The 13,784-nt window shown below is 67.5% G+C and carries 16 protein-coding genes; 15 read left to right on the plus strand and 1 reads right to left on the minus strand.

From position 1 onward, the window contains the following. Positions 1-18: 18 nt before the first annotated feature. The 14 genes from AC5P88_RS03965 (at position 19) to map (ending at position 12,155) form a co-directional block, all read left to right on the plus strand. Positions 19-1,137 carry a metallophosphoesterase gene (locus AC5P88_RS03965; RefSeq protein WP_495224365.1) on the plus strand — a complete coding sequence of 373 codons (1,119 nt, stop codon included), beginning with the start codon at positions 19-21 and terminating at the stop codon, positions 1,135-1,137. Between the two features lie 131 nt (positions 1,138-1,268). After that, positions 1,269-1,952, plus strand: coding sequence for a response regulator (locus AC5P88_RS03970; RefSeq protein WP_088025290.1), 684 nt, complete (start codon positions 1,269-1,271; stop codon positions 1,950-1,952). Then, the gene (locus tag AC5P88_RS03975; RefSeq protein WP_106549547.1) at positions 1,949-3,328 is read left to right on the plus strand and encodes a sensor histidine kinase; all 1,380 of its coding nucleotides are present in this window, start codon (positions 1,949-1,951) and stop codon (positions 3,326-3,328) included. The genes AC5P88_RS03970 and AC5P88_RS03975 overlap by 4 nt, the downstream gene beginning before the upstream one ends. Positions 3,329-3,407: 79 nt before the next feature. Beyond that, entirely contained in the window at positions 3,408-4,244 is an 837-nt protein-coding gene (locus tag AC5P88_RS03980; RefSeq protein WP_049429589.1) for an alpha/beta hydrolase, read from the plus strand. A 1-nt stretch (position 4,245) separates the two neighbouring features. After that, positions 4,246-4,605: an EamA family transporter gene (locus AC5P88_RS03985; RefSeq protein ID WP_006425769.1), complete on the plus strand. Its 360-nt coding sequence runs from the start codon at positions 4,246-4,248 to the stop codon at positions 4,603-4,605. Then, the gene (locus AC5P88_RS03990) at positions 4,602-5,000 is read left to right on the plus strand and encodes a DMT family transporter (RefSeq protein ID WP_106549546.1); all 399 of its coding nucleotides are present in this window, start codon (positions 4,602-4,604) and stop codon (positions 4,998-5,000) included. The genes AC5P88_RS03985 and AC5P88_RS03990 overlap by 4 nt, the downstream gene beginning before the upstream one ends. Positions 5,001-5,010: 10 nt before the next feature. Then, entirely contained in the window at positions 5,011-6,213 is a 1,203-nt protein-coding gene (locus tag AC5P88_RS03995) for a DegT/DnrJ/EryC1/StrS family aminotransferase (RefSeq protein ID WP_495224366.1), read from the plus strand. A gap of 174 nt (positions 6,214-6,387) precedes the next feature. After that, on the plus strand, positions 6,388-7,104 hold the full coding sequence (locus AC5P88_RS04000) for an MtnX-like HAD-IB family phosphatase (RefSeq protein ID WP_495224367.1): 717 nt from the start codon (positions 6,388-6,390) through the stop codon (positions 7,102-7,104). A gap of 65 nt (positions 7,105-7,169) precedes the next feature. Continuing rightward, positions 7,170-8,570 carry an aspartate aminotransferase family protein gene (locus AC5P88_RS04005; protein ID WP_008268657.1) on the plus strand — a complete coding sequence of 467 codons (1,401 nt, stop codon included), beginning with the start codon at positions 7,170-7,172 and terminating at the stop codon, positions 8,568-8,570. Between the two features lie 29 nt (positions 8,571-8,599). After that, a complete protein-coding gene (locus AC5P88_RS04010; protein WP_495224368.1) occupies positions 8,600-9,664 on the plus strand; it encodes a GNAT family N-acetyltransferase in 1,065 nt (354 codons plus the stop codon). Between the two features lie 3 nt (positions 9,665-9,667). Further along, positions 9,668-10,552, plus strand: a complete 885-nt coding sequence (locus AC5P88_RS04015) for an arginase family protein (RefSeq protein ID WP_495224369.1) — start codon at positions 9,668-9,670, stop codon at positions 10,550-10,552. 172 nt (positions 10,553-10,724) lie between these two features. Continuing rightward, positions 10,725-11,084, plus strand: coding sequence for a bleomycin resistance protein (locus AC5P88_RS04020; protein WP_106549541.1), 360 nt, complete (start codon positions 10,725-10,727; stop codon positions 11,082-11,084). Positions 11,085-11,152: 68 nt separating this feature from the next. Next, positions 11,153-11,365 (plus strand): ParD-like family protein, encoded by a 213-nt coding sequence (locus tag AC5P88_RS04025; RefSeq protein ID WP_006425741.1) that lies wholly within the window; start codon positions 11,153-11,155, stop codon positions 11,363-11,365. Positions 11,366-11,372: 7 nt separating this feature from the next. Beyond that, on the plus strand, positions 11,373-12,155 hold the full coding sequence (map, locus tag AC5P88_RS04030) for a type I methionyl aminopeptidase (protein ID WP_181453969.1): 783 nt from the start codon (positions 11,373-11,375) through the stop codon (positions 12,153-12,155). On the opposite strand, the gene AC5P88_RS04035 is transcribed toward map, so the two are convergent. Then, on the minus strand, positions 12,152-12,766 hold the full coding sequence (locus tag AC5P88_RS04035) for a LysE/ArgO family amino acid transporter (protein ID WP_495224370.1): 615 nt from the start codon (positions 12,764-12,766) through the stop codon (positions 12,152-12,154). The two genes, map and AC5P88_RS04035, sit on opposite strands and share 4 nt — an antisense overlap. A gap of 104 nt (positions 12,767-12,870) precedes the next feature. On the opposite strand from AC5P88_RS04035, the gene AC5P88_RS04040 reads away from it, so the two are divergent. Beyond that, on the plus strand, positions 12,871-13,764 hold the full coding sequence (locus tag AC5P88_RS04040; RefSeq protein WP_106549537.1) for a LysR family transcriptional regulator ArgP: 894 nt from the start codon (positions 12,871-12,873) through the stop codon (positions 13,762-13,764). Positions 13,765-13,784 lie beyond the last annotated feature (20 nt).

Raw genomic sequence — 13,784 nt, forward strand, 5'->3', positions numbered from 1 at the left:
CGCCGCTGGATGCCGCCAATGTCGCGCTATCGCCCCTTCCTGTCGACCGCCCTGCTGCTGGCCTGCGCCACCGGAACCCTGCAGGCCCGCGAGGTCGCCGCACCGGCTGCCCATGTGGAGGCCGACGGCCCCTACGTGTTCCGCCAGGGCAAGCAGCTGCAGGCCAACTGGATCTGCGCCGACAAGGTCGAGTCGCGCACGCTGCCCGCCAACGCGGCCGGCACCGATATCGCCCCGTTGTGCGGCTACCAGCACAGCGTGCATGTGGCGCCAGCGAGTACGCCGTCGGTCTCCGTACTGCCTGCGGTGCCTCGCATCGTCGCGCTGTCCGACATCCACGGCCAATATGGGCTGCTGGTGCGCCTCCTGCGCGCCAACCGGGTCATCGACGCACAGGACCGCTGGGCGCTGGGCAAGGACACCCTGGTCATCGCCGGCGACGTCTTCGACCGCGGCCCGCAGGTGACCGAGGCATTCTGGCTGCTGTACAGCCTGCAGCAGCAGGCAGCTGCGGCCGGTGGCGCGGTGCACTTCGTGCTCGGCAACCACGAAACCATGGTGCTGTACGACGACCTGCGCTACGTCAACCCGAAGTACCTGCGCAGCGCCCAGCTGCTTGGTCGCAGCTACCCGCAGCTGTACGGTCCCGACTCGGTGATCGGCCAGTGGCTGCGTACCCGCCCGGTACTGCTGAAGATCGGTGACACCCTGTTCCTGCACGGCGGCATCTCGCCCGAAGCCGTCGAGCTGGCGCTGGACCCGGCACGCACCAACGCGGCTTACCAGGCCTCGCTGGGCCTGCCCAAGGCCGAAGTGAAAGCCGATCCGGCCACCGCTCCACTGTATGACGGCAAGACCAGCCCGATCTGGTATCGCGGCTACTTCGATGGCCGCCTCGACACCGCAGGAGTGCAGAACGTGCTCGACCGCCTGCAGCTCTCGCGCATCGTGGTCGGCCACACCTCGATGCCGCACGTCAGCAGCTTCCACGGCGACCGCGTGATCGCCATCGACAGCAGCATCAAGAACGGCGAGAACGGCGAACTGCTGTTCATCGAAGATGGCAAACTCAGCCGTGGCCTGCTGGACGGTTCGCGGGTGCCGCTGGCGCAGGGCGAGCCCGGCCTTCAGGACTGAATGGACGGACAGCGCGACGGCGTCCGACGCCGCCGCCGCGCTCCACCTTCACCCGGTTTGCGGCTACCCTCGGCAGCCGAGAGGCCCACCCCGTCCATCCGGTGGGCCTGACCGTTACAGGAGCCCCGCGCATGCGCGTTCTGATTGCTGAAGACGACCCGGACATCGCCTCCGGCCTGTGCGCCTCGCTGCGCCGGCAGGGGCACGTGGTCGACCACGTCGACAATGGCGCGCACGCCGACGCTGCCCTGGGCTCGACCCAGTACGCACTGCTGGTGCTGGACCTGGGCCTGCCGCAGCTGGATGGCCGCGACGTGCTGCAGCGCCTGCGCCAGCGCGGTGATGGCCTGGCCGTGCTGGTGGTGACCGCCCGCGACGGCCTGGCCGAACGCGTGCGCGTGCTCGACCTGGGCGCCGACGACTACCTGGTCAAGCCGTTCGCGCTGGACGAATTCGAAGCACGCGTGCGTGCCCAGCTGCGCCGGGTCACCAGCAATGGCAACCCGGACCTGCGCATCGGCCGCCTGCGCCTGGACCTGGCCGGGCATCGGGTGTGGATCGACGACCAGTCGCTGGAACTGACCGCGCGCGAATTCGGCCTGCTGTCGGCACTGGCGGTACGCGCCGAGCGCATCGTATCGCGCGCGCAGCTGGTGGAAGCGCTGTGCGACTGGGGCCAGGACCTGACCGACAACGGCCTGGACATCGCCCTGCACCGCCTGCGCCGCAAGCTGCAGCCCGGCGGCATGGGCATCCGCACCGTGCGCGGGCTGGGCTACATGCTGGAAGACGCGCAGGACGACAGCACCCCGTGATCAGTGGACCGCCCAGCCTGCGCCGGCGCCTGCTCGCCTTCCTGGCGCTGCCGATGCTGGGCCTGCTCACCTTCAACACGATCCTGGCCTATTACGTTGCGCTGGACTATTCCAACCGCATCCACGACCGCAACCTGATCGACGACACCCACTCGTTCGCGCAGATGCTCAGCACCATGCCGGTGACCAGCGACCTGTCACCACAGGCGCGCTTCCTGATCGAGTACGACCCCGACGGCCACCGCTATTTCAACGTCGACAGCAGCCGCAAGGGCACCCTCAGCGGCAACGCCGACTTCAGCCCCTATGCCCCCTCGCAGGACTGCACCGGCGTGCACCCGGCGCTGTACGACGGCACCCTCAACGGCCAGCAGGTACGCATGGCCACGGTCTGCACGCAGGCGATGAATGATCCGCAGGACCAGCTGGCAGTGACCGTGGCCGAGAGCATGGCCGACCGTCGCCAGCGCGCACGCGAGATCCTGATGATCATCATTCCGCTGATGACCATGCTGGCGCTGGGCACCGCCGCGCTGGTCTGGTTCGGCGTGACCTACGGCCTGCGCATCCTGACCCCGCTGAGAACCCGCCTGGCGCAGCGCCGCGGCGAGCTGGCGCCGATCTCCGATGCCGACGTACCGGAAGAGATCCAGCCGCTGATCAGCACCATCGACGATCTGTTCGCGCGCCAGGCGGAGATGATCACCCTGCAGAACCGCTTCATCGCCGACGCTGCGCACCAGCTGCGCTCGCCGTTGGCCGGAATGGCCCTGCACGTGGACCAGGCCTTGGCACATGGCGATCCGGACACAGTGCGCGAGGCTCTGCAGCACATCCGCCGGCTCAACCAGCGCACTGCCCGGGTCAGCACCCAGCTGCTGGCACTGAGCCGGGCGCAGACCGTGCCGGAAACGGTCGAGGCATTGGACCTGGGCGTTCTGGTACCGCAGTGGGTCGGCATGCGGGTACCGGAAGCGATCCGTGATGGCATCGACCTAGGCTACCGTGGCAGCCCCCAGCCGCTGCGCGTGCTGGGCAATGGTGCCATGCTGCAGGAAGCACTGGACAACCTGATCGACAACGCCCTGCGCTATGCGGGCCGGGAAGCCACCGTCACAGTCGGCGTGCACGCACTGGACGACAATGATGTCGAACTCTATGTGGAAGACAACGGCCCGGGCGTCCCGGAAGACGTGATGCCGCGCCTCGGCGAGCGCTTCTTCCGCGCCCCTGGCACCACTGCCAGCGGCACCGGGCTGGGCCTGGCCATCGCGCACGAGGCGGTGGAGCACTTCGGCGGTCGCCTGAGCTTCCTCAACCGCCCGGGTGGCGGGCTCAAGGTCGCCATCACGCTGCCGCTGCTGAAGGCCCCCTGACCCGGCCCGGGGCGCTGAAAGGCTGGTGAAAATCGCGCTTGCGATCCTGCCATCCCCACTGCCGTCCCGGAGCCGCCAGGTGACCGAATCGCACGACTTCTTCCTCCCCGGTGGCCCACAGGGCGTGCTGCTGGTCCACGGCCTGACCGGCACCCCGGCGGAAATGCGCATGCTGGGCAAGGGCCTGAACAATGCCGGCTTCACGGTGCACGGCGTGCAGCTGCCCGGCCATTGCGGCACCGTGGATGACCTGCTGGCGACCACCTGGGAACAGTGGTACCAGGGCGTGGAAGATGCGGCGGCCAGCCTGCGCGGCAAGGTTGACCAGCTGTTCGTCGGTGGCCTGTCGATGGGCGCGGTACTGTCGCTGGCACTGGCCGCGCGACGCCCGGAATGGGTGTCCGGCGTGGGCGTATACGGCGCCACGTTCCGCTACGACGGTTGGAACATTCCCGCCGTGGCCCGCTTTTCGTTCCTCCTGCCGTGGTTCAAGCGCTTCAACATCGGCCGCGACCGCATGTTCATGGAAGAACCGCCGTACGGCCTGCGTGACGAGCGCCTGCGTGCGCAGGTCAGCGCCGCCATGCTGTCCGGCGACAGCGCCGCCGCTGGCCTGCCGGGCAACCCCTGGCATGCGCTGGCCGAAATGCGTGCGCTCAGCCACTGGACCCGCCGCCACCTGCACCAGGTCACCGCGCCGTGCCTGGTGATGCACGCCCGCGAGGACGACGTGGCCAGCATGGGCAACGCCGAGCTGGTGATGTCGCGGGTCAGCGGCCCGAAGGAGCTGGTGGTACTGGAAGACAGCTACCACATGATCACCATCGACCGCGAACGCCGCGACGTGATCCGCCGCAGCGCCCGCTTCTTCACCGAGATCGGTGAGCGTACGGGTGTGCTCAAGGCGGTGGCCTGAGATGGGGGCACTTGCCACGCTGCTGTGGCTGGCCAACGTGGTGCTCGATACCGGTGGCCAGCTTGCCTTCAAGGCCGCCGCCAGCGACCCGCAGGACGGCGAAGGCCTGCAGCGCTGGAAACACATGCTCAGCCGGCCGTGGCTGTGGATCGGCATCGCCTGCTACGTGCTTGAGTTCGTCGCCTGGATCGCCTTCCTGTCGCTGGTGCCGCTGTCCAAGGGTGTGCTGCTGGGCTCGATCAACATCGTCGCGCTGATGATCGCCGGCCGCTTCCTGTTCCGCGAGAAGCTCACCCCGCTGCGGGTGACCGGCATGCTGCTGGTCACCGCCGGCGTGGCCGTGGTGGGAGCGGGCTCATGAGGCGCCTGTATGTGATCGGCTTCCCGCTGCTGATGGCCTTCGACACGCTGGCCCAGCTGTGCTTCAAGTACGCCGGCGATGCCGCGCTGCCGGTCGAGGCCAACACGGCATGGCTGCTGCGCGTGCTGTCGCAGCCGTGGGTGTACGGCGCCATCCTCGGCTACGTGGGTGCGTTCTTCACCTGGATGAGCCTGCTGCGGCATGCGCCGATCGGCCCTGCATTTGCCGCATCGCACCTGGAAGTGATCAGCGTGCTGCTGCTGTCGGCCTGGCTGTTGAACGAACCGCTGACCCTGCATCACCTGGTCGGTGCGGTCCTGATCGTGGCCGGCATCGTCTGCCTGGGCCGTGCCGAAGCGGACGATCCGCACAGCCCTGCCGAAAGCGCCGCATGAGCGCGTTGCGATGAGCCTGTTCGCGCGCGAGCTGCCGCCCACCGCCGGCCTGCCCATGCAGGCCAGCGACTTCCTCCCCGGCGGTGGCGACCTGCGCGCGATCCTGGCCAGCCAGCTTGGCACACCGCCGCTGCAGTTGACCTGTTCCGGCACGCACGCGCTGCTGATCGCCCTGCGGACGCTGCGCAAGCGCGCGCCCAAGCGCGACACCGTGATCCTGCCGGCTTACACCTGCCCGCTGGTGCCGATCGCGGTGCACAGCCTGGGCCTGCGCGTGCAGCTGTGCGACACCCGTCATGGCCACTTCGATTTCGATCCTGGCCAGCTCAAGCGCCTGGCCGACGCACGCACGCTGGCGATCCTGCCCACCCACCTGGGCGGGCGCATCGCCGATGTCGATCTGGCCTGCGAGGTCGCACGCGGCGCAGGCGCCTGGGTAATCGAAGATGCCGCGCAGGCGCTCGGCGCACGCGTTGGCAACACCAGTGTCGGCCTGCGCGGTGATATCGGATTCTTCAGCCTGGCCGCCGGCAAGGGCCTGAGCCTGCACGAAGGCGGCCTGATGGTCAGCCGCGATGACGAGCTGCGTGCCGCGCTGGCCGGACATGCCGCCGAACAGGTGCGTTTCAGCCTGCGCTGGGAACTGCTGCGCAGTGTGCAGCTGCTCGGCCTGGCCGCCTGCTATCGGCCATCGCTCCTATCGCTGGTGTACGGAAATCCGCTGCGCAGTGCGTTGCAGCGTGGCGACCTGGAAGAAGCGGTCGGTGACATTTTCCCGCTGGAGATTCCGCAACACCGGGTCAGCCAGTGGCGGCAGAACATCGGTGCCCATGCCGCGCGGCGATTGCCTGCCTTCCTGCAGGCCGGACGCCTGCGTGCATTGCAGCTGCGCGTGCAGCTGGCACAGCTGCCGGCGGTGGAAGTGGTCGATGGGCTGGCCGGTACCGGCGGCACCTGGCCGATGCTGATGCTGCTGCTGCCCAGCCAGCGGGCCCGCGATGCCGTACTGGAAGACCTGTGGCCACGCGGTCTCGGCGCCAGCCGCATGTTCATCCATGCCCTGCCCGACTACGCGTACCTGCGCGGCATCGTGCCGCAGCACGACATGCCCAACGCACGCGACTTCGCCGCACGCATGCTGACCCTTGGCAACAGCGCCTGGCAGACCCGTGAAGAGACGGCTGAAATACTGCAGGTGCTGGCCCGCGCCTGACCCGCACGCGTAGGCGTGGCCTGCGTTTCGCGCATTCATCCATGCACCTTCCTGAACGCTTTCCCAGCCCGTCAAAAGAGCCTTTCAACAGGAAAGGAACGAGAAAGGCGGCCTGCCTACATTGAGCCTGCCCCGGCATCGTGCCGGACGCTTCTTTCATCGACGGACCTGCCCATGCACTGGAGCATCCTGTGTGACTTCGACGGCACCATCAGCCTCGAAGATGTCATCGACTCGCTGCTGGAGAAGTACGGCCAGCCGGGCTGGCAGGCGCTGGAAGACCAGTGGAAGGCTGGAAAGATCGGCTCGCGCGAATGCATGCAGGGCCAGGTGCGGCTGCTGAAGCTGGACCCGGCCACGCTTGATGCGCACCTGGACCAGGTGCAGATCGATCCAGGCTTCGTCGCCTTCGTCGCCCGCGCCGAGCAGCTGGGCCTGCCGCTGCACATCGTCAGCGACGGCCTGGACTATGCGATCCACCGCATCCTCGCCAACCACGGCCTGTCGCGGCTGCCGGTGGTGGCCAACCACCTGCGCTGGTGCGACGGCCACTGGGAACTGGAATCGCCCTATCAGGCCGAAGGCTGCCGCAGCGGTACCTGCAAGTGCACCTGCGCCGCGCAGGCGCGTGCCAACGAAGCGCCGCGCGTGCTGATGATCGGCGACGGCAGCTCGGATTTCTGCGTGTCCGAAGATGCCGACTTCGTGTTCGCCAAGCGCCGCCTGATCACCCATTGCACGAATGCCGGCATCGAGCATGCCGCCATTGACACCTTCCACGATGCAATCGCGCTGTTGCCGCGCCTGCTCGATGGCAGCCTGCTGCAGCCACGTCGCGTCGACGCCAGCCCGCAGCCCGCCGTACTGCCCCTGCTGCTGGCCACCGCCTGAGCACTCCCTTCCAGCCACGCTCCCCCGTTGCCCCCTTTCGAACGTCCTTCACGGAACCGAACTGCATGAACATTTTTGACAAGAACGCCGACGCCGCTGCCTCCGATGCGCAGCTGCTGGCCGACGAAGCCCGCTACAGCTCCTTCGGCGACACCGTCCACTACGTCGACCCGCCGAAGATCTTCCAGCGCGGGGAAGGCAGCTACATGTTCGACGGTGCGGGCGTGCCCTACCTCGACCTGCAGATGTGGTACTCGGCCTGCAACTTCGGCTACAGCAACAAGCGCCTGAACGACGCGCTGAAGGACCAGATCGACACCCTGCCGCAGGTCGCCAGCCAGTACCTGCACCCGACCCGCGTGCAGCTGGCCAAGACCATTGCCGTGGACATGCATGAGAAGTTCGGCCTCGACGGCCGCGTGCACTTCAACGTCGGCGGCGCGCAGGCCATCGAAGACTCGCTGAAGATCGTGCGCAACGCGCGCGGCGGCAAGAGCCTGATGTTCGCCTTCGAAGGCGGCTACCACGGCCGTACCCTGGGCGCCTCGTCGATCACCTCCAGCTACCGCTACCGCCGCCGCTACGGCCACTTCGGCGAGCGCGCGATGTTCATCCCGTTCCCGTACCCCTTCCGTCGTCCGAAGGGCATGACCCCGGACGAGTATTCCGACCACTGCGTGTGGCAGTTCGAGCGCCTGTTCGAAAGCGAGTACAACGGCGTGTGGGATCCCAAGGTCGGCCAGGCCGAGTACGCCGCGTTCTACGTCGAGCCGATCCAGGGCACCGGCGGCTATGTCATCCCGCCGCGCAACTTCTTCACCGGCCTCAAGCGCGTGCTGGACAAGTACGGCATCCTGATGGTGGTCGATGAAATCCAGATGGGCTTCTGGCGCACCGGCAAGCTGTGGTCGATCGAGCACTTCGGCGTGACCCCGGACGTGCTGGTGTTCGGCAAGGCGCTGACCAACGGCCTGAACCCGCTGTCGGGCCTGTGGGCGCGCGAAGAACTGATCAACCCGACCGTGTTCCCGCCGGGTTCCACCCACTCCACCTTCAACTCCAACCCGCTGGGCACCCGCCTGGGCCTGGAAGTGCTGAAGCTGGGCAAGGAGATGGATTACGAGCGCACCGTGCCGGAAAAGGGCGCCTACTTCCTCGACGGCCTGCGTGGCCTGCAGAAGCGCCACAAGGAAATCGGCGATGTCGACGGCCTGGGCCTGGCCCTGCGCGCCGAGATCTGCCAGGAAGATGGCTACACCCCGAACAAGGAACTGCTGGACCGCATGGTCGACATCGGCCTGGCTGGTGACCTGCTGCACGACGGCAAGCGCATGGGCCTCGTGCTCGACGTGGGTGGCTGGTACAAGAACGTGATCACCTTCGCGCCGTCGCTGGACATCAGCTACGAAGAGATCGACCTGGCGATCACCCTGCTCGACCAGGCGCTGACCAAGGCCAAGGGCTGAGGTTGGATGCGCTGCCGGTTCCCGTGCCGATGGAAATGACGTCACGTGCATCCAGCACCGCGCTGGAACCGGCCGCGCTGCTGGAGGGCTTCCTGGCCCACCCGCCGCTCGGATTCGAGGCAGGCCGCCTTCCCAGCGGCCTGCCGACCTTCCGTGCACCGCTCGACCTGACCACCACGATGGACGACGCGCTGCGCGGCAAGCTGCTCGGCCTGCCGCTGTCGCGCCTGTGGCGGCCGTGGATCACCTGGAAGACCCGCTTCGTCGGTGCCACCAGCACCGAGTACACCCCGCTGCCGGCACACGTCGCGCCGGAGGCGCTGGCCGAGGACGTGACGCGTCACGCGATCGGCGATACCCGGCTGCTGGTGGTCAAGGACCTGGCGATCGATTCACCACTGCTGGACGACGCGGCCAACGCGCACAGTGCTGCCTTCCTGCAGGCATTGCTGGCGCGCGGCTTCGTTGAACTGGAAGGCATGCCGCTGGCCTGGGTGGCGATCGATTTCGATTCGATCGACGGCTATCTCGGCCGCCTGTCGTCCTCGCGCCGCAAGAACATCCGGCGCAAGCTGCGCTCGCGCGACGACCTGCAGATCGACTGCATCGCCACCGGTGATCCGGCCCTGGCCGACCCACGGCTGCAGGCCGAACTGCATGCGCTGTACCTGGGCGTGTATGCGCAGAGCGCGGTGCACTTCGACCAGCTCGGCCTGCCCTACCTGCAGCACCTGCTGGCCGACAGCCAGGGTCACGGCCGGATGTTCCTGTACCGCCACGAGGGCCAGCTGATCGGCTGGAACCTGTGCTACGTGCACGCCGGCAAACTGGTGGACAAGTACATCGGCCTGGCCTACCCGCAGTCGCGCGAGCACAACCTGTACGCGGTCAGCTGGATGCACAACCTCGAGTACGCCCTGCAGCACGGCCTGAGCCACTACGTGGCCGGCTGGACCGACTCGCGGATCAAGGCCGAGCTGGGCGCCAGCTTCACCTCAACCCGGCACGCGATCCACGCCCGTTCCCCACTGCTGCGTGCCGCCCTGCGCCGGCTGGCCCCGTACCTGCAGGGCGAACCTGATGGAGGCGGCTGAGCGATGCAGTTGCGTTCTCCGCTGATCCTCGACCTGGACGGTGGCGTGCTGCCACTGGCCCAGGCGCAGACCCTGGCGCTGCCGCAGTGGCACGACCCGCTGCGATTCGCCTGCAGCAACGGCACCCTGGATCGCTTCAGCACCGAGGTGCTTGCGCCGCTGCCGGCCCAGCTCGGCACAGTAATGCTCGGCAGTGGTGACTTCCATCACCTCAGCCTGCCGCTGCTGCGCCGCATGCGCGCACAGGCGCCGTTCCAGCTGGTGGTGCTGGACAACCATCCGGACAACATGCGTTTTCCGTTCGGCATGCATTGCGGTTCATGGGTGAATGCCGCCAGCAAGCTGCCGCAGATCTCGCACATCCATGTGCTCGGCATCACCTCCAGCGACATCGGCCTCGGCCATGCCTGGGAGAACCACTGGCGCCCGCTGATGGGCGGTCGCCTGACCTACTGGTGCATGGACGTGGATGTCGGCTGGGGCCATCGCCTCGGCATGGGCCACGCGTTCCGCCGCTTCGAGCACCCCGAAGCGCTGGTGGCTGCGTTTGCTGCCGAACAGGCCAAGTCGCCGCAGCCGACCTACCTGTCGATCGACAAGGACGTGTTCGCCGAGGACGTCGCGCGTAGCAACTGGGACCAGGGCCGTTTCCAGCTGGAGGACGCGCTGGTGGTGATCGAGGCGCTGCGTGCCGGCGGCCTGGTCGGCAGTGACATCACCGGCGAAGTGTCGCTGGCCAACTATCAGAGCCGCTTCAAGCGCTGGCTGTCGTCGCTGGATGGCCAGCCGGACGTCAGCGCCGATGATCTTCCTGCCTGGCAGGCCCGGCACCAGCAGGTGAACCGCGAACTGCTGGCGGCGATGACTTCGGTGCCGATGGCCGGTTGACCGCTGGCCGGCAATGCCAACCAAGGTTGGTAACCATCAGAGCCGGGTAGAGTCGAGCCCACGCTCGGCTGGCGCCTTCTGTAGAGTCGAGCCATGCTCGACTGAGGGGACCGCGAGCAGCAGCCGAGCATGGCTCGGCTCTACACTGGGTTCCCACCCCGGAGCCACCGCCATGCCCCAGACCGTCATCCCGCAGCTGCGCATGCGCCACGCCGACACCACTTTGCCGTTCTACGTGCAGGGGTTGGGCTTCGTGGTCGACTGGGAACACCGCTTCGAACCCGGCTTCCCGCTGTTCGCCCAGCTTACCCGCGATGGCCAGACGATCTTCCTCACCGAACACAGCGGCGATTGCGAGGTCGGCGGCGCGGTGTATTTCATTGTCGACGACGTCGACAGCCTGCACCGCGCCTTCAGTGCGGCCAACGTGCCGATCGAGCAGCCACCGCACGACACCGAATGGGGCAGCCGCGAAATGCTGCTGCGCGACCCCGACGGCAACCGGCTGCGCTTTGCCACCCACGTGGACTGAACGACGCCGGCTTGAGATGGATATACGAAACATATATGCTTCGTATAATCGTTTCTCAAGGACCGCCCATGGGCATCGTCAACATCGATGACACCCTGCACGACCAGCTGCGCCGTGCCTGCACCGTCTCCAGCCGCTCGATCAACGCCCAGGCCAACTTCTGGATCCGGGTCGGCATGCTGTGCGAGATGAACCCCACGCTGAGCTTCCAGGACATCGTCGCCAGCGAACTGCGCGCGGCCGGGGTACAGCCGCAGGCGCTGGCGCCTGGGCGGGCCTGACATGGCGATGATCAAGCAGCCGCACGAGATCGCGCTGATGGCCGAATCCGGGCGCCTGCTGGCACGGGTATTCGCCGCGCTCGACCAGCTGCCGCTGCAGGGCCGCAGCACGATGGAGATCAATGACTTCGTCGAGCGCATGATCGTCGACGAGCTGCAGGCGCGGCCGGCCAGCAAGGGCCAGTACGGCTTCCCGTACGTGCTCAATACCTCGATCGACAACGTCATCTGCCACGGCGTGCCCAGCACCACCGACGTGCTGCGCAACGGCCAGATCGTCAACCTCGACATCACCCTGGAAAAGAACGGCTACATCGCTGATTCCAGTACCACCTACCTGGTCGGTGAGGTCGACTACGCCGCGCGCCGGCTGGTCCAGACCACCTACCAGGCGATGTGGAAAGGCATCGCCACAGTGCGCCCCGGCGCGCGCCTGGGCGACATCGGCCACGCCATCGCCCGCCACGCGCGCAGCCACGGCTACAGCGTGGTGAAGGAGTACTGCGGGCACGGCATTGGCCAGGAAATGCACGAGGAACCACAGATCCTGCATTACGGCCATCCCAACACCGGCATGGTGCTGGAAGAAGGCATGGTGTTCACCATCGAACCGATGCTCAACCAGGGCAAGCCGGCGATCCGCCAGCAGCCGGACGAGTGGCCGGTCTACACCCGCGACGGCAAGCTCTCGGCGCAGTTCGAACACACCGTCGCGGTCACCCGCAACGGCGTGCGCGTACTGACCCTGCGTCCGGGGGAAACGCCATTGTGCGCGGTGGAAGCGGCCTAGAGCGGGCGCAACAGCAGCAGCGTGGCGAGGCAGAACATGAAGATCGCCACGCCGGCGTCCAGCGCACGCCAGGCATTCGGCCTGCGGAACACCGGCTGCAGCAGGCGCGCGCCATAGCCCAGCGCACAGAACCAGATCACGCTGGCTGCGCAGGCGCCAGCAGCAAACGCCCAGCGCAGCTCGCCCGGATAGCGCGTGGACAGGCTGCCCAGCAGCACCACGGTATCCAGGTACACGTGCGGATTGAGCAGGGTGAACGCCAGGCAGGTCAGCAGCACCTGCCGTCGATTGCCACCCTCCACCTCGCCCGCCGCCAGCGCACTGCCACCGCGCCACGCGCGCAGCCCGGCCTGCAGGCCATACCAGAGCAGGAACGCTGCACCACCGAAGCGCAGCACCTGTATCAGCACCGGCCACTGCAGCACCAGCGCGCCCATGCCGCCCACGCCCGCAAGGATCAGCGCGATGTCCGCGCCGGCGCAGGCGGCCACCACCGTTCCCACGTGACGTTGCTGCAGGCCCTGGCGCAGCACGAAGGCGTTCTGTGCACCGATGGCGATGATCAGGCCGGCGCCCGCGAACAGGCCGGCAACGGTAGCGGCGATCCACATCAGGACAAGCCAGGCAGCGAAGGGATGCGCAGGGTGCGGCCAATGGCCGGTTAAGACAATCTGGTTTTTCTTTATCCTGTGCAGAAAAACTGAAGAGGCCCCGCATGGACCTGGTACATCCACAACTGGCCGCGTTCGCTGCCGTGCTGGAGGAAGGCAGCTTCGAGGCCGCGGCACGCCGTCTGTCGATCAGCCCGTCGGCGCTGTCGCAGCGGATCAAGGCACTGGAGGACCGGCTGGGCCAGGTGCTGTTGGTACGGCAGGCACCCTGCCGGCCGACCGCCGCGGGTGAAGCGCTGCTGCGCCGGGTACGGCCGATGCAGGCGCTGGAGGCCGAGGCATTGGCCGAGCTGCTGCCCGAACGTGGCAGTGACGCCGTACGCACGCCGATCCCGCTGGCGGTCAACGATGATTCGCTCGATACGTGGTTCGTGCCGGCCATCGCCGACCTGCACCAGCGCCATGGCTACCTGTTCGACCTGCGCATGGACGACCAGGACCATACCCTGCAGCTGCTGCGCGACGGCAGCGTGCTGGGTGCGGTCACCGCCGAAAGCCAGCCGGTGAAGGGCTGCAACGTGCACCCGCTCGGCGCCATGCGCTACCACGCCATCGCCTCGCCCGGCTTTGCCCGCCAGTACTTCAGCGACGGCATGCACGCCACGGCACTGGCACGCGCGCCGATGCTGGTGTTCAACCGCAAGGATGAACTGCAGTGGCGCTTCGTGCGAAGGCTGACCCGCGCGCGGCTGCAGCCGCCGCTACACTACCTGCCCTCCTCCACCGGTTTCGTCGAAGCCGCCGCGTGCGGACTTGGCTGGGGCATGGCCCCGGAATCGCTGGTCGCACCCGCCGTGCGCGCCGGCCGCGTGGTGGTACTGGAACCCCGCCGCTGGCTCGATGTGCCGCTGTACTGGCAGCATGCCGCCGTGCGCTCGAGCACGCTGCAGCACATCACCCAGGCGCTGCGCACTGCGGCCAGCGGCACCCTTCGTTGAGGACAATCCGATGACCGCAG

Source organism: Stenotrophomonas sp. YJH_SMC_8, from assembly GCF_059371315.1.